The organism is Paenibacillus sp. 1-18 (genome assembly GCF_000520755.1).
GTDB lineage: Bacteria > Bacillota > Bacilli > Paenibacillales > Paenibacillaceae > Paenibacillus > Paenibacillus brasilensis.
In genome coordinates this window covers 13,035-33,892 of the sequence record NZ_ASSB01000066.1, presented here as the reverse complement: position 1 = coordinate 33,892, position 20,858 = coordinate 13,035, and the positions used below count along the sequence as shown (strand labels likewise).

Sequence of the window (20,858 nt, the reverse complement as noted above, 5' to 3'; positions counted from 1 at the left end):
ATTTATTCCCCTTCAATAAAGTAAAGCTGTTCTCCCTCCGACACAAGTGATTGCCCCTGTGTCAAATCTGTTATCCAGTTGCTGAAGGATTCAGCATCACCAGCCAGCGGCAGACAGGTTAACGTAACTTTATCCGTAAAAATGGTTTCTCCAGTACGGATGCTGCGATTCCGCAATTCATTTTCCACTTTACCCAACCAAGTATAATCTAATTCCACAAAAATTTCACGATGCAATACACGCGTAATCGCATCGCCTGCCTCGATTGCTGCAACGGCACCGTCTGAGTATGCACGAATCAGACCTCCTGCTCCCAGCAATATACCACCAAAGTAACGGGTAACGACAATCGCCACATTTTTCAGCTTCTGATTACGGATCACCTCCAAAATGGGCTTTCCAGCCGTACCACTTGGTTCTCCATCATCCGATTGCTTCTGGATTTCGTCTCTTTCTCCAATCATGTAAGCTGAACAATTGTGGGTTGCATTCCAGTGCTCTTTTTTGATGCGTTCTATGAAAGCCGTCGCTTCTTCCTCGGTATGAACAGGCTGGATATGACCGATAAAACGGGATTTACGGATCACAATTTCCTTGCTGCCGGAACCTCGTACGGTTCGGTATTGTTCCAACATATTACGTATACCCTTCCTTACTTCATTTTACAAGAAAGCAGTCCCCCGCTTCTGGCAGCCGGTGAACTGCTTTCCTGTACTTTATCTGAGGCTACAACCTATAACCCCCTGCTCAAAACCCTGCTTTGGGTCAGAGATTATAGTTCCCTTATTCAGACAATCTCGCTTCAAGCTCAGCTTTTTCTTTTTCGAAGCCCGGTTTGCCCAACAAGGCAAACATATTTTTCTTGTACGCTTCTACGCCCGGTTGATCGAACGGATTTACGCCCAGCAAGTAGCCGCTGATGCCGCAAGCTTTTTCGAAGAAATAAGCCAGATACCCGAAGGAGTAAGGGCTCAGGTCAGGAATATTTACAATCAGGTTCGGTACTTGTCCGTCTGTGTGAGCCAGCAACGTACCTTGGAATGCTTTTTTATTTACAAAATCCACGGTTTTGCCTGCCAGGAAGTTCAGTCCATCCAGATCATCCTGATCTGCCTCGATAGTGATGTGGCTAGGCACATTTTCGACTTGGATAACTGTTTCGAAAATGTTGCGGCTGCCTTCCTGAATGAATTGTCCCATGGAGTGCAGGTCTGTCGAGAAATCAACGGACGCAGGATAGATGCCTTTATAATCCTTGCCTTCGCTTTCGCCGTACAACTGTTTCCACCATTCGGATACGAAATGCAGGGAAGGCTCATAGTTTACGAGAATTTCAATGGCTTTACCTTTACGGTACAGAGCGTTACGAACGGCTGCATATTGGTAAGCCTGGTTCTCAGCTACGTTCGGGTTGCTGTATTCTTTGGATGCGTCTGCCGCTCCTTGCATCATTTCCTCAATGTTAATGCCGGCTGTAGCAATCGGCAGCAAGCCTACTGCTGTCAGTACAGAGTAACGGCCACCCACATCATCAGGAATAATGAAGGATTCATAGCCTTCTTCGTTAGCAAGTTTTTTCAAAGCGCCGCGTTCTTTATCCGTTGTTGCGTAAATACGTTTGCGCGCTTCTTCTTTACCATATTTTTTCTCCAAAGCAGCACGGAATACGCGGAAAGCGATAGCTGGCTCAGTAGTCGTACCTGATTTGGAAATAACATTGACGGAGAAGTCTTTTCCTTCAATCAGTTCCAGCAGATGATTCATATATGTAGAGCTGATGTTGTTGCCTGCGAAATAGATAGCCGGACCTTTGCGTTGTTCTTTAGACAATGCATTGTAGAAAGAATGCGACAGCATCTCAATGGCAGCACGTGCTCCAAGGTAAGAACCACCAATACCGATGACGATCAGTACTTCGGAATCGCTTTGAATTTTAGCAGCAGCCTTTTGGATGCGCGCGAATTCTTCTTTATCATAATTGGTAGGCAGGTCAATCCAACCCAAGAAATCGGAGCCAACACCTGTTTGGTTGTGCAGTTGCTCATGAGCCAATTTGATGGGTTCTGCAAAGTAATCAATTTCGTGCTGACCTACAAAGGAGAGTGCTTTAGTGTAATCAAAAATAACTTTTTTAGACATGTTTGGAACCTCCTGTTTGGTATTACTAAGACCATCAATACGAACATAAGGACTTAGGAATAGGATACTTTAATTTGCAGGGCCTGACAAGCTTGCGTTACCTGTATGTCGTGTGCCTTGACAGACCCCGGTGTAGATAGGGTCGCATACCCATGCTACAATAAATTGAGATCAACCTGTTAAACATTCATTTCAAGCCGAATTCGCATCTTATCGGACAGTATCCTCCAACAAGAAAGGTGATTAGCAATGAAAAACATCGGATTTATCGGACTGGGCACCATGGGCGCCCCGATGGCATCCAATCTGCTGAGGCAGGGATTTGGAGTCACGGTTTATAACCGTACGGCTTCACGCTGCGAGCCACTGGTAGAACAGGGCGCTCGTACAGCTTCAACGCCTCGTGAGGCAGCTGAAGATCAGCAACTGGTCATTACCATGGTCAGCGATGATAACTCAATTCGTGACATCTATTACGGTGAGGACGGCGTGTTTGCCGGTCTCACGTCCGGCGTGACCGTGATGGATAACAGCACGATTTCACCTGAGCTGGTCAAACAGCTTGCTGCTGAAGCGGACAAGCTGGGCTGCTCCTTCATTGATGCTCCTGTAACAGGTAGCAAGCCTGCCGCTGTTGACGGAACACTCGTGTTCATGGTCGGCGGAGACGCGGACGCCATCGCAGCACAGTCGGACGTTTTTGATGCCTTGGGCAAGAAGGTGCTGCATATGGGACCAAACGGCAGCGGAGCTGTAGCCAAGCTCGCTCATAATACGATGGTCGGCATTAACAACCTCGCTCTGGCTGAGGGCTTCGCTATTGCCGCCAAATCCGGTATTCCGGCAGACAGCTTCCTTGAGCTGGTTCAGCTCGGATCGGCTGGCAGCAAGGCTGCGGACCTGAAGGGACGCAAAATCATCGAGCATGATTTTAGCAACCAGTTCTCACTTGCCTTGATGCTCAAGGACTTGAAGCTTGCTTCCTCCTTGACCGATAGCCTGTCCATTCCGACACCCATGCTGGCCATTGCCAAAAGCCTGTTTCAAGCCGGGCAAACGCAAGGCTATGGTGACGAGGACTTATCCGCTGTCGTGAAGACATACGAAGCATGGATTGGCCGCACCATTGGTGGCAAGCCACTCGAATAAGCTGCACTTTTCTTCGCAGTTATACGCTAGCATAAAGGGTAAGCACACTTGGCTTGAAGTCGTGTGTTCTTACCCTGTTTAGCTGTTTATTCAGGGTAAGAACAGCAATAATCAGTCACACTTCGTACTTCAAGTTTGAACGAGGACTGCGCAGGTACGTGGAACGTTGCCGTTCCCTGTATTTCCAGCCATTCCTCAGTACCTGGAAGCAATACTTTCAGATCCCCTGCCAAAATCTCCATGATCTCGCGGGAATCCGTGCCGAATTCATATGTTCCAGGCAGCATAATCCCCAGTGTAACCTTACTACCGTCACCCAGGATGACTGTACGGCTTGTGACCTGACCGTCATAATATATGTTTGCTTTTTTAACTACGTTGACTCCATCAAACTGTGACATTTTTTATCCCCTCATCTGCTCATCAATGGTTGAATGAATATTGTGCATCATAACATAGATTTGATTCCATATTCAGTAAGAAAATACACACTGCATCGCCGTATCCTATACACTGGATTTTCAAAAATGATTTCTTACAAAACTCGGTTGTATGAAACAAACAGCCGTAAGCCTATCTCAGGTTACGACTGTCTGCTTGACATGTTGTTTTATTTCAACAAAGCTTTCACGCGGCTAACAACATCCTCTACTGTAAAGCCGTATTCCTTAATGACGCGGTCACCAGGAGCGGATGCGCCAAATGTGCTGATACCAAGAATATCGCCTTGGTCGCCAACATATTTTTCCCAGCCCAGTGGGTAAGCCATTTCCACCGCCAAACGAGCCTTCACTTCAGGCAACAGAACGGAATCTTTATAGGCTTTGTCTTGTTTTTCGAACAGATCCCAGCTTGGGAAGCTGATAACACGTACTTGGATACCTTGCTCCGCCAGTGCTTCCTGTGCTTTAACAGCCAGTTGTACCTCGGAACCTGTAGCCAGAATTTGAGCAACCGGCTTGCCGTCCTTCGCATCTGCAACGACATAGGCACCGCGTTGGATCCCTTCACGTGCATGCTCAGCAGTTGCAGCCAGAATTGGCAGGTTTTGACGAGTCAATACCAGTGCAACCGGATTCTTCTTGTTTTCCAGTGTGTAAGCCCAAGCAGCAGAAGTCTCATTGCCATCTGCCGGGCGAATGACCGTCAGGTTCGGGATAATGCGCAGGGAAGCCAATTGTTCAATCGGCTCATGGGTAGGACCATCTTCACCTACAGCAATACTATCGTGAGTCAGAACGTAGGTTACAGGCAATCCCATCAGAGCTGCCAGACGAACGGCCGGACGCAGATAATCCGTAAATACAAAGAATGTACCGCCGAATACTTTTACGCCTCGGTGCAGTGCCATACCGTTCATCGCAGCAGCCATACCAAATTCGCGGATACCGAAATAGATATTACGGCCGGCATAGTCTTCTGGCGTAAAGTTCGTCAGATTGTTCAAATGTGTCATCGTGGAGCTTTCCAGATCGGCAGATCCGCCTGTCAGGAAAGGTACGTTTGGTGCCAATCCGTTGAGTGCATTACCAGAAGCTACGCGAGTCGAAACGGCTTTGTCTCCAGCCGAGTATTTAGGAAGATCGCGGTCCCAGCCTTCTGGAAGATCGCCGTTGATTGCTGTTTCGAACTGGGCTGCCAAATCAGGATGAGCCGCTTTGTATTTCGCAAATTGTTCATCCCATGCTTTGTTCGCTGCGATACCACGCTCTTTTACTTTTGCAAAATGCTCACGAACCTCTTGCGGTACATGGAAGTCCTCTTCGTATACCCACTTGTAAAATTCTTTAGTCAGCTTGGCTTCCTCTGCTCCCAGCGGAGAGCCGTGAGTACCGCCGTGTCCGCCTTTACCTTGTTTGTTCGGGCTTCCGTAGCCGATGACTGTCTTCACTTCAATCAATGTAGGACGTGTGGAATCGCCTTGCGCTTCTTCAATCGCTTTTTGGATCGCTGGAAGATCGTTGCCATCCTCTACGCGCAGCACTTGCCAGTTGTAAGCCTCAAAACGCTTGGCAACACTCTCGGAAGAAGACAGGTTCAGCTTACCGTCCAGTGTAATATCATTGGAATCGAACAATACGATCAACTTGCCCAGTTGCAGACGCCCAGCCAGTGAAGCAGCCTCGTGGGAAATACCTTCCATCAGATCGCCATCACCGCAGATCGCATATGTGAAGTGATCTACAACTTTAAATTCATCTTTATTGTATGTTGCAGCCAGTTGAGCTTCAGCCATTGCCATACCTACGGACATGGCCAAGCCTTGTCCCAGTGGTCCTGTCGTAGCATCTACACCAGCAGTGTGTCCAAACTCAGGGTGACCTGGTGTAAGACTGCCCCATTGACGGAATTGCTTTAATTCTTCCATAGGCAGATCATAGCCGCTCAGGTGCAGCAAGCTGTACAGCAGCATGGAGCCGTGTCCTGCAGACAGTACAAATCGGTCACGGTTAATCCATGTAGGATGATACGGGTTATGATTCATTGTTTTAGCAAAAAGTTGGTAGCCCATTGGTGCGGAGCCCATTGGCATACCAGGATGTCCCGAGTTCGCCTTCTCGATGGCGTCAATTGCCAACGTACGAATAGTTGTGATGGACAAATTGTCGATTGTGGAGTTCTCATCCTTTTGAATCGCTTGATTCTGGTCAGTCATGGTTTGCCTCCTCATATAGTAAAAAGTATACCAATTGCATTCGGTCATGCCCTCCAATACTACTGTCCGATACCGAAGCCGTGTTTCTTGGAGTGAGTGAATCTGCTTGAATGTTTCAATATGACTTATACATTCTTAAGTATTGTACCATTTGCCGTGAAGGTTTGCCAGATTGTTTATAGAGATGGTTGTCGAAATGTGGCACAGAGTCCTTATATCAATATACCCGTTATGTATTAACCTCATTTAAAAAATGATAAAATCACGAAAAAATATCACAAAAAAACAAAGCCAGTCGAAGTGACAGGCTTTGTTTTTAAAAAGTGTATACTCAAAAGTTTTGTTCTAAATTTTATGATTAATTAAAAACGACCGTTTTGTTCTCATGAACCAGAATTCGATCCTCCACATGCCACTTTACGGCTCTTGCCAAAACGACCCGCTCAATGGTACGACCAATTCGTTTTAGCTCATTTACATCGTCTCCGTGGCTTACCCGCTGCACGTCCTGCTCAATGATCGGGCCACCGTCCAATTCCTCGGTTACATAATGCGCGGTAGCGCCAATAATTTTTACCCCGCGATTATACGCTTGGGCATAAGGCTTGCCACCCACGAATGCAGGCAAAAAGGAATGATGAATATTGATAATCCGGTTACGGTAATACTCAATAAACTTGGGCGAAATAATCTGCATGTACCGCGCCAAAATGATAACGTCGATATCGTCACCAATGACCTCCAGCTGACGGCGCTCCGCCTCTGGCTTAGTGTCAGGTGTTACCGGAATATGATGATACGGAATACCAAACGATTCCACATACTCCTTCATATCCAGATGATTACTAACCACCAATGCAATATCTGCGTCCAGATCCCCGGCCTGCCATTGCCACAGCAGCTCTACCAAACAGTGATCCTCCTTGGAAACGAAAATGGCCAGTTTTTTCTTGCGGCTGACCGCAGAAATCGTCCACTCCATACGGAATTGCTCAGCAACAGCGACAAAGTCCTGCTCCAGCTGCGGCTGGGCTGCACTCAAATTCGGCAGATCAAATTCAACCCGCATAAAAAACATACCGCCGGACGGGTCCATTGTATATTGGTCAGATTGGACGATATTGGCCCCATGCTCGTACAAAAAGCGGGACACAGCCGCAACAATCCCCGGCCCATCAGGGCAGGATACAAGCATACGTGCGCGGTTTTCATGTGCAGATAAAGTGCTGTTTGGATGTTTTACGTGAAGTTCCATGTGGCTACTAATCCCCCTTGGCTTATACTGTCACTGGCAAATGACTGCCGGCAAACCAGGCAATCAGCCGTTGATTAATATGTTCTTCGCTCAGCTCTGGAAACAGGGCTGCCTCCGTGATCATGTCATACAGACGCTCCAGCGGCTCACGTGGATCGGCTTTTCTCGCTTTGGCATCATTTTTCAGCAGAGTCCAGGTGTCCAGCACAAATTTTCGTACATCCACATCCTGCTTTTTGAAAAACGAATGCAATTGCTCGACCTGACCCAAAAATTCATCTCCAAAGCGCTCCTTTACATTTCCGCGAAGCAAAGCAATTTCAACCTCATACATCGGGCGCTGCGTTTTGGCTTCCTTTCCGATCCACGGCGTTTCCAAAATAAATGGACGTCCTTGAAGTGCCTCATGATGTACCACATTATGAATGGTCTGATAGCCAATCCAGCCCGATCCAATCGGAGTGTGGCGGTCTTTACGAGCGCCGACTGGATTTTTACTGTCATTGATGTGAACCACTGCAATGCGATTCAAGCCAACAATACGGTCAAATTGCTGCAAAACACCATCCAGATCGTTCACGATATCATAGCCCGCATCATGAATATGGCAGGTGTCCATACAAACCGTAAGACGCTCGTTGTGCTCCACTTTATCTATAATGGAGGCAATTTCCTCGAAGCTGCGTCCCATTTCGGTCCCTTTACCCGCCATCGTTTCAAGTGCAATATTAACATCTGTCTCCTTAACACCGTTCAGTACCTCGTTCAGGCCATCCGCAATACGCCCAATTCCGTACTCTGCATCCTTATCGGTAAAAGCACCCGGATGCAGCACAATATTTTTCACACCAATCGCGTGTGTGCGACGAATTTCCTCCTGAAGAAAGCTAACCGCCAGCTCATAGGTATTTTCTTTATAGGAACCGAGATTAATGATATACGGGGCATGCACCACGATATCCTCCATCCCTTTTTCGGTCATTAACTGCTTGCCCTCTTCCAAATACATAGATTCCATCGGCTTACGACGCGTATTTTGCGGTGCCCCCGTATATATCATAAACGAGCTGGACCCGTAAGAAGACGCTTCTTTTGTAGCACTGAGCAGACCCTTGTCCGAGAAGGACACATGAGAACCAATTTTCAGCATGATCCTGATTCATCCCCTTATCCTTATTATCCTGTTATGCTTGTCTTAATTTAATTTAATCATTTTAACGTGATTATTGAAATCAAACAACATGGCTTTTATGACAGCCCTATCGAATGTCTTTCATTAGGAAACGTTTTTTTTCTTAAAAAGGGTTATATTCTATAACATATATATTTTTGCGAATCGGAAGGAGAGCTTGCTCCATGAACATCATCGTATGCGGAGGTACTGGGTTGGTAGGGAATGCGCTGGTCAAAAGCCTGCTGGGCGACGGATACACTGTGAAGGTCATTACACGTAAGCCGCTAGAAGGTCACGAATCGAGCCCCCGCTTGCAATACATGAGCTGGAACGAATTGAAACAAAGACCTGAATTACTGGAAGGCACAGATGCGGTCGTTAATTTGGCAGGCGAAACGCTGAATCAACGCTGGACGGACAAGTCCAAACAAAGAATTCTTCAATCACGACTGTTGTCGGTTGCCTGGCTGGCTCAGGCACTGAATACTCTGCAAAGAAAACCGGAAGTCATCATTCAGGCATCGGCTGTTGCCGCATACGGTACTTCCTTGACCGAAACGTTCGATGAGACTAGCCCGCGTCGTTCGAAAGATTTTCTTTCTCAGGTGGTCGAGCAATGGGAAGAGGCCGCGGGCGCCTATCCATCCGATTCCCGTTTAATTAAGCTACGCATCAGCCTCGTGCTGGACAGAAAAAAGGGGGCGTTTCCACTTATGAGATTGCCCTACAAATTCGGATTCGGCGGCAAAATAGGCAGCGGTAATCAATGGATGAGCTGGATTCATATTGAGGATATCGTTCGTCTGATCACGTACTGTATCCATACGACAGAGATCGTCGGGGCAGTAAATGCTTCGTCACCACACCCGTTGACAAACGACCAGTTTGGCAGAACCGTGGCTCAAGTGTATCACCGTCCACACTGGTTTGCCGTTCCCGGCTTTCTCGTTCAAAAGCTTGTCGGTGAGATGAGCACCCTTGTATTGGACGGGCAAAAAGTACTCCCGCGCAAAGCGGTGGAGCACGGATTTAAGTTCAACTATCCTTTACTGAAGGAAGCGCTGGAGGAACTCCACTCTCCTCCAAAGCAGCGCTAAAATTAAAAGAGGAACTCTATGTGGCGGCATCTCATCAGCTCGGAGTTCCTTTTTTAGACATGATCTATTTTCATACAAAAAAATTTAATTTAATTAATACGAACCATGGAACCCTTCTTTATTTCTTGAATGTGTTCTGATTCCTGTACAAACACTAGGACGAACTTCTTGCAACGCCTCTTAACTTATCCCTTCAGCTATCCTCTCAACTATTTCCTTATCAAAATCATCTAGTTCAGCCATTAAAAGATCATATTGTTTTATAGATTCAGAGGTGTTCAATACTCGAAGTACTGCAATACTGTAGTGTCCAAGAGTATCAATACCAAATAGCTTGTTTACTTCCGGATCTCTGAACTGGCTAATATACTTCAATTTTTCGATAATTTTTTCGTTGCAGAGCTTCTTTTTTGCTATCTGACTCATAGCATTCATCATAACCTGGTTATGATGAATATCCAGACACTCCACTAATTTATCGTCACTTATCTTTCCCTCTCGTATTTCTTTTGATAAAGTGAGTAGATTCATTATACACTCTCCATTCAATCTAGTTTAACTGGTCCAAAATTCTCTAAAAGATACTGCCGTTCATTTCTGTAATTGCCCCAGAGATGTTCTGCAAGCTCCTTATTTCCAATCCTCTCTGCTTCTTTTATCTCCACCATATAAGCCCTAAGCTCCATGATAATTCTATTTTTGAATTCATATGTTACATCCAAACTTGGAAATCCTTTAGCCTTATCATCAAGGAAATGTTGATACTCATGTCGCAATGCACTAATTGAAGCATCCTCATATATATTCAGTTGACCAGGCTTCCCTGATCCTTTGGGAGCATACGCCATAATATCTCTATCCAAAATCCTAACTTCAACACCCGCTTCTTGTGTGTTTTTAATAATGTTACTCCACTCTTCTGGGTGAGAAAGTCTTCCCGGACCATAAATATCCCTAAATGGGTCAGCATCATTTTTACCTAACATATTATCAGATAAACGTTTTGAAGTCCCTTCAGCTTCAATAATAGTCCCAGATTTCACCTCATATTTTATTGACGATCCCAAACCAACTTTAGGCTTAATTACTGAGCTAACTCCTCCAAATAGTGCAGCTGTACTAATCATATTGGCCCAATGTTCCTTTGACCAAGCATTTGTAGGGAATATAGCTTCTCTGATCATTCCATGTATACCAAAAGTCCAGAAGTTAAAAAAATCATTTGCTGAATCAAACTGCTTGGATGCTCGCTCCGCATATCCTTGATACAGACCTTTCGGAATACCAAATGTCCAATAGTCTAAAAATCCTCCTACGGAGTCATAGCGTTTTTCGTATCTGTCCTCCGCAGCAGCCATAAAATCCTCACCAAGCTCTACCAAACTATCTGCCGATTTTTCCAAAGCATTCCGTGTATCTGGAGCAGGAACTGCACAAGCATTCGGTGGAGGTGGTAAACAGCTAGAGTCTATACTCCCTGCTTCTATTAGATCCGCTAATCTGAATTTTTCTGCATGATGACGCAACTCCCTAGCAATGGAATCCGTCAGAGTAACAAAGCCAGTCATATTCTTCTGAGATGTTTGGAAACGGTAGTAGAATTGCTCTTTGGTTATACCATCCCATGATTGCTGCATAAAAGAAATTTGCTGTATCAATTGACTATTCATCTGAATCGCTGTTTTCTGTGCAAAGTCAAATTGCTTGGAGACGGATATAAGTTGTTCAGGAGTTACTTTAATGGTTGTCATAATTTACCTCGGTTCAAGTTCGTTATGACATGATAGCATTATTCGAATTTATGGAAAATCGTCTCAATTCCTAATTGTTAAAAGAAAGAGTGTTTCTTTATACCTGTATCAAAAGGCTCAGCTCTGAGTGTCGGCAAATAAACATCAAAGAAGCCCAATACTTTAAATGGGCTTCTTTTTCTTCTATACATAAATATATTACCCTTCACCTTAGGAAGCATCGAAGGATTTAGCAGAGTCCTGCCGATAAGTGTAAGACACTCCGGCAATTTTAAAAGTGTCTCCATCCTTCATAACGTACTTCTTGTAAGGCACCATCGGCTCTCCGTTCAAAACAGTTCCGTTTGTCGAGGACAAATCCTTGACGATGTGACCTTCTCCTTTTGCATCCATACAAAGCTCAATGTGAGAACGGGATGCCCCCTCTGTATTGTCTACAAACTGAACCAATTGCGGATCTCTTCCGATGAAGAAGCTGCCTGCAACGAACTGATCTGGCTGCAACCGAATGCACTCGGTCGCTCCACTTCCTGGTGCTTTGCGCTCCAGACAGGCAATCGGTGATTGTTGAACGTGTAGAATATGTGTCTCTTGGTTTGCACGAAGCAGCACCGTTTCTTGCCTGGATGCTGTATTTAGTAGCTCCGTTACACCAGACAGAGACTTATAATAAGCCTCGCTGGTTTCACTGGCTTCCAATTCATTTGCCTGAACTGTGCCATTCCTAGGTGATTCGTGTAAGTCATAACGTGCAGAAGCCATCCCACTATCCTCAGCAACTCGGCTTCCTGTTCTCTCAGACTCCGGGTCAGAAAAAGACCATCGCCAGCTTTCCTGTTCTTGATCACTTGGATTGGAAGAGCGCTTATCCTTATTCTGACGACCCGCTATAAATCCGGTCAGCTTATCCACCTGATAGCGGTCATTCCTCTGCTGAGCCGGCGTAGCAGCTCCTAACCATTCCGACTCCAATACAGGTACTGAATCAGTGTAGATATGAGGCGAAGCGCCCTTGCGCCCCCATTTTCCCGTCCAGCTTATATAAGCGACCACAGCAAGTACCACAGTCAGCACAACGGAAATGATCAACGGCACGATCTCAGAATGATCCAGATAAATGTAACGCCACACGATGGCCGAAGCGAGCAAACACCCGAGAGCAATGTACGTTTTATATTTATGCAATGCAGGCTCCACCTCTTCCATTTCGGCGTTTACCTCTGTACTCTCCTCTGGCTTCACAGAATGCTTGAGCCGATTAATCCGTTTAAGCTCCTGAATTTCCTGCAAAGTCTCCCGCTTCTCTTGTCCGTACACTCCTCCACGTTCTGAATGATGGTGCAATGAGGACAGTTCATCACGCTTTCCTTGTGGCTCATTTGGAAAATTGGCATTTCTATTATGAAATTCCTCTATCCCCTCATCTTGAGCACTAAAGCTCTCTGAACTAGCCTTCATCCCCTGCAAAAGCAACTCCTTTAACGACCGCAATTCAAACTCATTTCTATCACATAGCTCAAGTATGCGTTGCATATTTTCTCCCTGAAAGTGAGCCACACGAGTCATCAAACGAATAACCATCTGCTTAAATTGACTGCCTGCTTGTCCTTCATACAATACACTTTGTAAAGGAACATAGGTTAAACTGACAGCTTTTCTTGAACCAGAACCGTCTATAAAAATATAATCCTCATGCAAAATAAACTGCCTTATATCTAGCATATATTGCGGGCTGCGATGAAGAGCATCTACCACTTCAAAAAGAATCCGATAAAACTCAGAAGCCAAAACGCCTCCGCCCTTCCATACCTGAGAAAGCATGCGTTGACCTGAAATATCGTAATGCAACTCAACCTGAAAATCGACTTCCTTTATTCTTAGTTCCAGAAGACCAGGAATCCGATTACCAGTCATCATTCCGGTTTGCACGGAATTTAAATCATCAGTCTTGAGTCCGCCTTCCTTATTTAAAACCATAAATGTCCCGCTGTTCCGGACAAAATCCCTGCTTAAACCAAACAATTCATGACCTCCTTAGCATTTTCCCGCTCCCTATAAGGCAGCATGATCCATCCAGGCGGGCATGTCATGGCAAAAAGTAAAGATAAGCACTGATCGCTCCCGGAATGACTGCGGTCATAAATGGAAACCTGAGATGAGCTTCTCTCCCACTGATCAACGCCTTGCCGCTGCGAAACAGGAAAAATCCTCCCAAATTAAAAGCAACGCGCCGCAGTCTCATGATGGCTTCCCTCCGCCATAGCAGGATGCCCACACCAATAATGCCTGCAAAAAAAATTGAATATAGAGCCGATTGCCACGCAAAAGCAGCACCTGTCCAGGCACCGATTAGGCCAAATAGCTTTACATCTCCTGCACCTACTGCTCCTATCCAATACAAAATCAGCATGAGGCCAAATCCTGTCCCAAGTCCAGCAGCAGCAAATAAAAAACCATGCCAGCTTCCTAACAGCGTATTAATCAGCAAACCTGCGACCATGCCGGGCAGCGTAAGCTTATTAGGAATTTTCATACTCCGTAAATCGGTGACCAGCGCAATCACCAGTAAAACTCCACATACAATATACATCCAAGTCAATGCCACCTTCCCCCTCCCCATCTATTGTCTACTCTACGGAAAATGGAACCTCGATACGTTGTCCATCCTCCGTTTCAATCACAAAGCTCCATTGACCAGGTGTCGTGTTTGTTCCCACAAACCAATTCCATTCAATAATTCCCTCGTCATTAGCTGAGGTCCAGCCCAAATGCTGGGCCGTGCTTTGACCCGACTTATAAAGCACAGACAGATTAGCAGTCGTTCCGGGTTCAATCTTGGCCCTGATCAAATTGTACACACCCTTCACGGCAGGCTCTGGCTTGACCAGCAACTGTATGGCATATTGTGTATCCTTATCACCTGCAGCATCTCCTGTACCTGTTCCCTCTCCTGTGTCGCCGATCCAAAGGCGTTCCTCTGCTGCCGCCTGAAGCACTATGCTGCGATACAAAAATGGGACCTTCATCGGTAGTTCATAGGACAGCTCTACTCTAAAATAAGGGTCTTTGGTTTCGGTAAGAGAAGGCACATGCACACTCGTTACATGAATACGGTCATACTCAAGAATACTCTCCTTCATAAAAGGCTTTAGCATCGGCTTTAGAACAGGATCGAGTGCTGCTTCCGTCAAGCGCCCCCGCAACTCATCCAGGGGCTTTCGACCGGCCTGTACAGCGCCTTCTACCCAATCGCCAATCGGAGATGGCAGTTGCGCAGCAAATTGGCTTGCATATTCACTCACAGATAATTTGGGTAATTCATCCAGCGGCTCACGGGCTGTATCCATCTTGGCGGACGCCGCATCTATCGCCAGAGATACCGGATAGATTTTAGCGGAAACCTGCTTAACCGCTTCTGAAGCAGTGGTCTGCAAGGCCGTGGATACCAGCGTCATCTGAACCATATAAATGAGAAAAACAATAAAGAACAGGAACAATGGCAACACCAGTGACGCTTCTAAAACAATACTTCCTTGTTCACACCGTTTCTGTCCACGAACCCGCTGTAGATACCGATTAATAGGAAAAATGCGCTGTTTTTGTAACATAGTACACACTTCCCTTAATGCTCTCGCCTTCCTTTGAGGCAGTTCCGAGCATCTTCATTACCCCAGGTAAAAACCACAGCCGCATCCCGCTCTTGACCTCACCCTTTGCATACGTTTGCCGCTCAGCAGGATTGACATCTGTATTTAGGCGGATCAGAGCAAGCATACGGGACATCTTGCGTTCATTATTGCTATGAAGCATCAGAAACAACCGCAAATGATCCTTGTACGTCATTCGAAACTTCAGAAAATCAGACAAAGGCACATACCCCTTTTGCGCCAGCATAATCATATCTTCAATCGCCTTTTCCACCCCATATAACAAAGCTGCCGCCAAAACGACCAACGGATTTCCCTTTGAGCTATTTTTGACCAGTCCCTCCATCGTACGTATGGCAAGTCTCATTGCGAAAATTTCACCATAAGCGGATGCCAGATTACCCGTTGGATTATGGAACCCGTACAGGATGTACTCAACCTCCTGATTATTCACCTCCAGCTGATCACCCAAAATCTGTGCTGCCTTACCCACATTTGCACCTGATCCAGCCAAACTGCCAAATCGGCTAAAATCCACATGATGATAGTAAGAAAGCGCATATTCGTTCTGGTAAAATTCATCCCCCAGTTGAGTCAGCAAGCCGGATGCAGCCCTATATAGACCGTCCATACTATCCATGGAGGCCCCTGCCGCATCATAGGTGTCATAGGATAAATCAGCGGTTACAGATGAACCGGACGTAGACTGATTAAATGCAATACTTTCATCGTAATACCGCTCCAGCTTTTGGAACTGTTCTGCACTTTGTTTACCTTTGGAAAGAACCTCAATGATGCGATACGCTTGGTTAAGCTTGTTTTTCGCCTCTTTTTCCATTTTCTTGCGTTCTTTGTCAGGTCCGCGTCGCGTGTCCATCATTCTGGCTTCACTATCGAGTACATTGGCGGCTCCCGACCAGACATACGCACTCAAGTACTTGTCCATCTCCTTGAGCGCTGAGACAACTTCTTGCTTGAGCATATCTGCATTCAGAAATGGGTCTGTATAAAAGGATAACGTACGCATCATTCCTGTCAGTCTGTTGTTAGCTGTATTAATAGAAGCACGTTGCTTTTCGATTTCTGCTTCCCATTGCTCAAATTCCTTATCGGGAATCAATAGATCCCCAACCTTTTGCCGGGCGCTTCCTACTAAGGGATCAGCATTGGAGCCTCCTCCGCTTGGAGTAGGTGCAGCAGAAACCTCATCGTAGCCTGCATTGGCTGCTCTTTGTTTATACTGCGCAATGACTTTGCGCATCTCTTCATTAATCTGCTGAGCCTCATTTAACGGCTCCTTGGCTTCCAGAAGCAACTTATCATGCTCTTCTTCAGCCTGAACCTTAGCCTGACGAAGTCGGTCAAGCGCTGATCTCGCTCTTCTTGAATATTTCTCCATCTGCATGATTTTAACATCATCCACGCTTTTCTTATTATCCTCATATACATGCACGTAATGCTTGTATTGTGCAGCAATATCGGCTACAACCTCGAGTGGGTCCCAAATATACTGATTGGGTATATATGCGCCCTGCTGCTTAATAATCCGTTTGCGAATCTCTTCCATACGAGCCCCAGCCTCACGTTGCTTCGCCAGCATGTCATCCAGCTTGGCCTCGCGTTGGTCATACAGCTTTTGCAGCCGTTTCAGTAAATCAACGGTATGAGAAGCCTCCTTCATATTTTGAGAGAGCGGCTTCAGCTTTTCGAGCACTTCCAACGTAAAATCGACAGGCGCTTTATACTTCATCTCTTCACGAATCTGCTCATTAAATATGGAATATTTACCAAGCTCCCTTTCCATCTGCAGAGAACTCGAATCCAGCTTCGTATTCATAAGCGGCAGCGTTTGCGCACGTGCTGTACGCTTAGCGCTGTCATTCAGCACTTTGACCATAATTTGTTCTCCGCCGCCTTCACCATAAGCAAACAAACCGTACTCCTGTTGCAATACCGGATCATAAGCAGACATCACTGAACGAACCGCCGCATGAGCCAGACGTTCGGTTTGCACATGCAGGGCTGCAATTCTCGCATAATCAATAAAGACAGCAATAAAACCAAACATGACCGCCAAAATTAAAATCAAGAAGACCGTGACAGCACCTGACTCGCTATCCTTTGTATTTCGTCCCTTTCCAAACACCCGCTTCCTCCTTTCCAGTCCATCCCCGTTCCTTACTTACCGTTCTGGCCATATTGCATCAACACTTGTCCGACACCTGCCGGATCTACCTTTTCGCCTGAGCCTCTGCCCATAAACTTCGCACCGTAATATCTGACCATTTCCACCGTACGAATCCATTCCACAGGCTCAACCACACCCGAGCTCATTTTCCCTTGTAGGTCCGTCTGGTCCAGAAACTGATTCAACAACGGCACTTTCACGACCTTATTCAGCTCCGTTGTCACCTTGCGGTGAATCAGATTGTTCTCATATGTCATCTGTCCCTGCATCCCCGCAGGCATTCTGCTTTCGGCATTGGACAGCTTCTGAGCAGGCAATGAGCCTCCCTCACTGCCGTCAGGTACCTGTACACTTTCCAAATCATTAGCTCCGCCCCAGCCAAACAAGGCGCCCAGCATGACATCATCCCTCAAACGCCAATAAAGCGAATCCCGTTGTCCTTGTGCAAAAGCCCCTGTACGCGGCTCCCTGAAGCTGTTATCCCAACTGTAAGCAGCTCTCTCCGAAGCGGTTGAAGCGACCTGCACCAGTATAGATTTTTGATATATGTACAGGCAGAAAAATAACATCACAAAAATGATCAACAACAGAATGGGAAAGACGAGGGACGCTTCTAATGAGAAGCTCCCGTCCTCTTTTTGTGCCAATATGCGCAGCATTATGAGTCCATAAAATCGTTACTCTTTTTATCTGCCTTTTTCAGCAAGCCTTCCACAATCTTCTTAATCTGATCCTTGAAAATAATTGCCACTGCAATCAGAATCGCAATGATCAGAATCATTTCCAACGTACCCAGACCTTCTTCCTCTTTGTACAATTTACGGATACCGCCTGTTACTAATGTCAACATCGTTTCATTCCCCCTACATATTCATCATCATTAAAGCGGGAGCACCCACAAGCACGATAACCGTGAGCAAAATCAGCGCCATTGGGAATACGAGCTTAGATGAAGCCTGCTCCCCTCTTGTCCGACTAATCGACGTCCGTTTGCCCCACAACGTCTGGGACAACTCACGTAACGCCATCACGAAATCGCTCCCGCCACGTCTCATATTCAGCAAAACCGTTGTCGTAAATACCGTCACTTCCTGAATACCGCAGCGTTTGCTTAAATGCTCAAATGCCTGTTGAAAGGAATAACCACTTTCCCATTCCCCCACGGTCTGGCGCAATTCCCGATACAACGGATGTACCGTATCTGCCCCTTTGCGCTCCACACAATGGAACAACGCCCGTTGCACCGTCTCGCCTGCACCAACCAAAAGCATCATTTTACTCAGCAGCTCAGGTAATTCCAATAGAATTTGCTGATCCCGCTTCTGTACTTTTCCGTGCAAATCCTTGGCCAGTGCGACTGGAATTAGAACACCGAGTCCCATACCAAGCACCAGTCCGGTTGTATCCCCACCCATCATCAGTGATATTAAAGCTCCACCAGCGACCATCATATATCCGTAACCGAGCATTTCTGTCAGGAAAAGTATCGTTTTTTCTCCGCTGTTTCGCATACCATACAGCTTTTGCACCGAACGCTGGAGCTTGAACATCAGCACAGGCAGCCTATGAGTAGCACGCAAAACATGAATCATGTGTACAAAAGGAACTGAAAGTCTTTGCAGCCGTATTCCTTCCAGCTTCATATGGCGAAAATGTGCATACTGAGCAGCATACATCCGGTTCAGCACCACCCAACCTCCCACTTGCAGAACCAGCGTGACCAGACAAACCAACATCACCATGTTTATCTCTCCTTACACTTCAATCTTCATAATGTGATTGATCCACACAAGACAGCCACCAAGCACCAACAGACAAATGGTGGACAAAATCATACCCGTACCACTATATAAAGGCATCATGTAATCTCCTGCGGTCATTGTCATAAACAGTACAAATAAAAAAGGAGCAGCAAACATAACTCTCGATTCAAAACGCTTTTGCGCAATCATCACACCGATTTCTTGTTGAATTTCCAGCTTCTCCCCAATGACACTTGAAGCTCGTCGTACGACCTCCACCAGATCACCTCCGGTTCGTTTACAAGCCGCAAATACATCTGCAAAATTCGTAATATCCTCCATTTGGGCCCGACGGGCCAAATCCTGCAAGGCAACCTCCACGGGCTGTCCAATTTCGAGACAGGCTGTAATAATGTTAAATTCAAAAATCAGATCATGATCTCCATCCGGACTGAGCAAACGCAAATCCTCCACAGCCTCACGAAAACCATTCTCTACCGACCTCCCCGCCGAAAGAGAAGACGAGAGGGAATATAAAGCCTGCTTGAATTGGATGCTTAGAGCAGACCTGCGTCGTTGCAGCAAAAATTGCCTGAAATAACGGGGCGTCGCCAGAGCTCCGACAGCACACAGTAACGATAATATCCATTGGTGATAAAATAGATAGCCAATCATTGCGAATAGCACGCCACTAAAGAGAATGCACATACTTTTTTGTATTGTCGTTAATGTATATACCGTATAGTCAGGCAGAGAAGGGACCTGACGGGATGCTTGCTCCGGCTTCCCTGCCGCCTTTTCAATCTTCATACCGCTGCTTCCCCCTATGCCAGCTTTCCGGCTTGATCCCGGCCATTTGCAGCTTTAACGTATGGTGCAAACCTTCACCACAACGTTTCAGCTCCCCTATAATTCTTCCTTTACTTTCTCCGTGTTCTTGAAAGCGATAGAGCGGATTAAGCGTCACCTCACCATTTTCAAAACCGATGACTTCGCTAATTTCGAGTATCCGTCTGGATTTGTCACGCAGCCGTGACAGATGGACGAATATATCAATGGCCGAGCTAATCTGCTGCCGGACTACACCAAGTGGAAGATCGGCCCCGCCGAGCACCATCGTTTCCAGCCGACTGACCATATCACGGATATTATTCGCGTGGCCAGTTGACAACGATCCATCGTGTCCTGTGTTCATCGCTTGCAGCATATCCAACGCCTCACTTCCCCTGACCTCACCCACTACAATCCGGTTAGGTCGCATACGCAAGGAGGAGCGAATCAGATCACGAATGGTGATCTCCCCCTTGCCCTCGGTATTCGCGTTCCGTGTCTCCATGGAAACGAGGTTAGGGACAGTCACGATTTGCAGCTCTGCCGAATCTTCAATCGTTATAATCCGTTCGGACGGTGGGATAAACTGGGATAATGCATTCAAAAAGGTTGTTTTACCGGAACCCGTTCCTCCGCTTATAAAAATATTGTATTTGCTACGTACCAGGTCCTTGAGCATTGCGGCAGCTTCCTCATCCAGCGCGCCTATTCGTATCAAGTCCTCCATCGTCATGGGACGTTCGGGAAACTTCCGTATTGTCATCGTTGGCCCCTTGAGGGCCACTGGCGGCAGTACAATATTGACGCGTGACCCATCCTTTAGACGAGCATCCACAATCGGCGAAGCCTCATTTACAATTCGATTTACCCCCGCTACAATCGTCTGGATCATATCCTCCAGTCGCTCTCGGGACTCAAATTGATCGGTCACCTGGATGACCTCACCTCCCCGCTCCACAAATATTTCCCGGTGACTGTTAATCATAATTTCCGTAACTGTCGGGTCGTCGATCAATGGCTGAAGCACATCCAACCCACGGAACGAATTAAAAACTTTACGTACAAGTGCATGCTTTTCACGGGAAGTTAAGCCCGCCAGCTCTGCATCGTGTAAAATTCGATTTTCAATATGTCGGATCAAATCCGTATCGTCTACCGAAGACGTCACATCCAGCCCACCTCGGATATCTGCTCGCAGCGCCTTAAATCGCTCCTCATTTATGCTCATC

19 protein-coding genes are annotated in these 20,858 nt (G+C 46.4%); 2 read left to right on the top strand and 17 right to left on the bottom strand.

Annotated features, from left to right (window positions below; genetic code table 11):
• Nucleotides 1–2 precede the first annotated feature (2 nt).
• Both L693_RS0104305 and L693_RS0104300 read right to left on the bottom strand, forming a co-directional pair.
• Complete coding sequence (locus tag L693_RS0104305) at nt 3–635, bottom strand: YigZ family protein (RefSeq protein WP_025716213.1); 633 nt, start codon at nt 633–635, stop codon at nt 3–5.
• Nucleotides 636–783: 148 nt separating this feature from the next.
• Nucleotides 784–2,139, bottom strand: coding sequence for a glucose-6-phosphate isomerase (locus tag L693_RS0104300; RefSeq protein WP_025716212.1), 1,356 nt, complete (start codon nt 2,137–2,139; stop codon nt 784–786).
• A gap of 249 nt (nt 2,140–2,388) precedes the next feature.
• Between L693_RS0104300 and L693_RS0104295 the strand changes: the two genes are divergently transcribed.
• Entirely contained in the window at nt 2,389–3,288 is a 900-nt protein-coding gene (locus tag L693_RS0104295; RefSeq protein ID WP_025716211.1) for an NAD(P)-dependent oxidoreductase, read from the top strand.
• Nucleotides 3,289–3,374: 86 nt separating this feature from the next.
• Here L693_RS0104295 and ppnP read toward each other — a convergent pair whose 3' ends face one another.
• The 4 genes from ppnP to L693_RS0104275 form a co-directional block, all read right to left on the bottom strand.
• Nucleotides 3,375–3,689, bottom strand: a complete 315-nt coding sequence (ppnP, locus tag L693_RS0104290) for a pyrimidine/purine nucleoside phosphorylase (RefSeq protein WP_025716210.1) — start codon at nt 3,687–3,689, stop codon at nt 3,375–3,377.
• A 209-nt stretch (nt 3,690–3,898) separates the two neighbouring features.
• Complete coding sequence (gene tkt / locus L693_RS0104285; protein ID WP_025716209.1) at nt 3,899–5,944, bottom strand: transketolase; 2,046 nt, start codon at nt 5,942–5,944, stop codon at nt 3,899–3,901.
• Between the two features lie 358 nt (nt 5,945–6,302).
• Nucleotides 6,303–7,199: a formyltetrahydrofolate deformylase gene (gene purU / locus L693_RS0104280; protein WP_025716208.1), complete on the bottom strand. Its 897-nt coding sequence runs from the start codon at nt 7,197–7,199 to the stop codon at nt 6,303–6,305.
• Nucleotides 7,200–7,221: 22 nt separating this feature from the next.
• Nucleotides 7,222–8,349 (bottom strand): deoxyribonuclease IV, encoded by a 1,128-nt coding sequence (locus tag L693_RS0104275; RefSeq protein WP_025716207.1) that lies wholly within the window; start codon nt 8,347–8,349, stop codon nt 7,222–7,224.
• A 206-nt stretch (nt 8,350–8,555) separates the two neighbouring features.
• Here L693_RS0104275 and L693_RS0104270 point away from each other — a divergent pair, with 206 nt between their 5' ends.
• On the top strand, nt 8,556–9,470 hold the full coding sequence (locus L693_RS0104270) for a TIGR01777 family oxidoreductase (RefSeq protein ID WP_025716206.1): 915 nt from the start codon (nt 8,556–8,558) through the stop codon (nt 9,468–9,470).
• Between the two features lie 180 nt (nt 9,471–9,650).
• On the opposite strand, the gene L693_RS0104265 is transcribed toward L693_RS0104270, so the two are convergent.
• The 11 genes from L693_RS0104265 to L693_RS0104215 form a co-directional block, all read right to left on the bottom strand.
• Entirely contained in the window at nt 9,651–10,001 is a 351-nt protein-coding gene (locus L693_RS0104265; RefSeq protein ID WP_025716205.1) for a hypothetical protein, read from the bottom strand.
• 14 nt (nt 10,002–10,015) lie between these two features.
• The gene (locus L693_RS0104260) at nt 10,016–11,221 is read right to left on the bottom strand and encodes a WXG100 family type VII secretion target (protein ID WP_025716204.1); all 1,206 of its coding nucleotides are present in this window, start codon (nt 11,219–11,221) and stop codon (nt 10,016–10,018) included.
• Between the two features lie 210 nt (nt 11,222–11,431).
• Nucleotides 11,432–13,243 carry a DUF6382 domain-containing protein gene (locus tag L693_RS0104255; protein WP_025716203.1) on the bottom strand — a complete coding sequence of 604 codons (1,812 nt, stop codon included), beginning with the start codon at nt 13,241–13,243 and terminating at the stop codon, nt 11,432–11,434.
• A 64-nt stretch (nt 13,244–13,307) separates the two neighbouring features.
• Nucleotides 13,308–13,820 carry an A24 family peptidase gene (locus L693_RS0104250; RefSeq protein WP_025716202.1) on the bottom strand — a complete coding sequence of 171 codons (513 nt, stop codon included), beginning with the start codon at nt 13,818–13,820 and terminating at the stop codon, nt 13,308–13,310.
• 28 nt (nt 13,821–13,848) lie between these two features.
• Nucleotides 13,849–14,829, bottom strand: coding sequence for a TadE/TadG family type IV pilus assembly protein (locus L693_RS0104245; protein ID WP_025716201.1), 981 nt, complete (start codon nt 14,827–14,829; stop codon nt 13,849–13,851).
• Nucleotides 14,798–17,014 carry a hypothetical protein gene (locus L693_RS0104240; RefSeq protein ID WP_025716200.1) on the bottom strand — a complete coding sequence of 739 codons (2,217 nt, stop codon included), beginning with the start codon at nt 17,012–17,014 and terminating at the stop codon, nt 14,798–14,800. The genes L693_RS0104245 and L693_RS0104240 overlap by 32 nt, the downstream gene beginning before the upstream one ends.
• 32 nt (nt 17,015–17,046) lie before the next feature.
• Nucleotides 17,047–17,715 (bottom strand): TadE family protein, encoded by a 669-nt coding sequence (locus L693_RS0104235; RefSeq protein WP_025716199.1) that lies wholly within the window; start codon nt 17,713–17,715, stop codon nt 17,047–17,049.
• Complete coding sequence (locus L693_RS0104230) at nt 17,715–17,906, bottom strand: Flp1 family type IVb pilin (RefSeq protein WP_025716198.1); 192 nt, start codon at nt 17,904–17,906, stop codon at nt 17,715–17,717. The genes L693_RS0104235 and L693_RS0104230 overlap by 1 nt, the downstream gene beginning before the upstream one ends.
• 13 nt (nt 17,907–17,919) lie before the next feature.
• Nucleotides 17,920–18,798: a type II secretion system F family protein gene (locus L693_RS0104225; RefSeq protein ID WP_025716197.1), complete on the bottom strand. Its 879-nt coding sequence runs from the start codon at nt 18,796–18,798 to the stop codon at nt 17,920–17,922.
• A 12-nt stretch (nt 18,799–18,810) separates the two neighbouring features.
• Nucleotides 18,811–19,608 carry a type II secretion system F family protein gene (locus tag L693_RS0104220; protein ID WP_025716196.1) on the bottom strand — a complete coding sequence of 266 codons (798 nt, stop codon included), beginning with the start codon at nt 19,606–19,608 and terminating at the stop codon, nt 18,811–18,813.
• Nucleotides 19,598–20,851 (bottom strand): CpaF family protein, encoded by a 1,254-nt coding sequence (locus tag L693_RS0104215; protein WP_025716195.1) that lies wholly within the window; start codon nt 20,849–20,851, stop codon nt 19,598–19,600. The genes L693_RS0104220 and L693_RS0104215 overlap by 11 nt, the downstream gene beginning before the upstream one ends.
• Between the last annotated feature and the right edge of the window lie 7 nt (nt 20,852–20,858).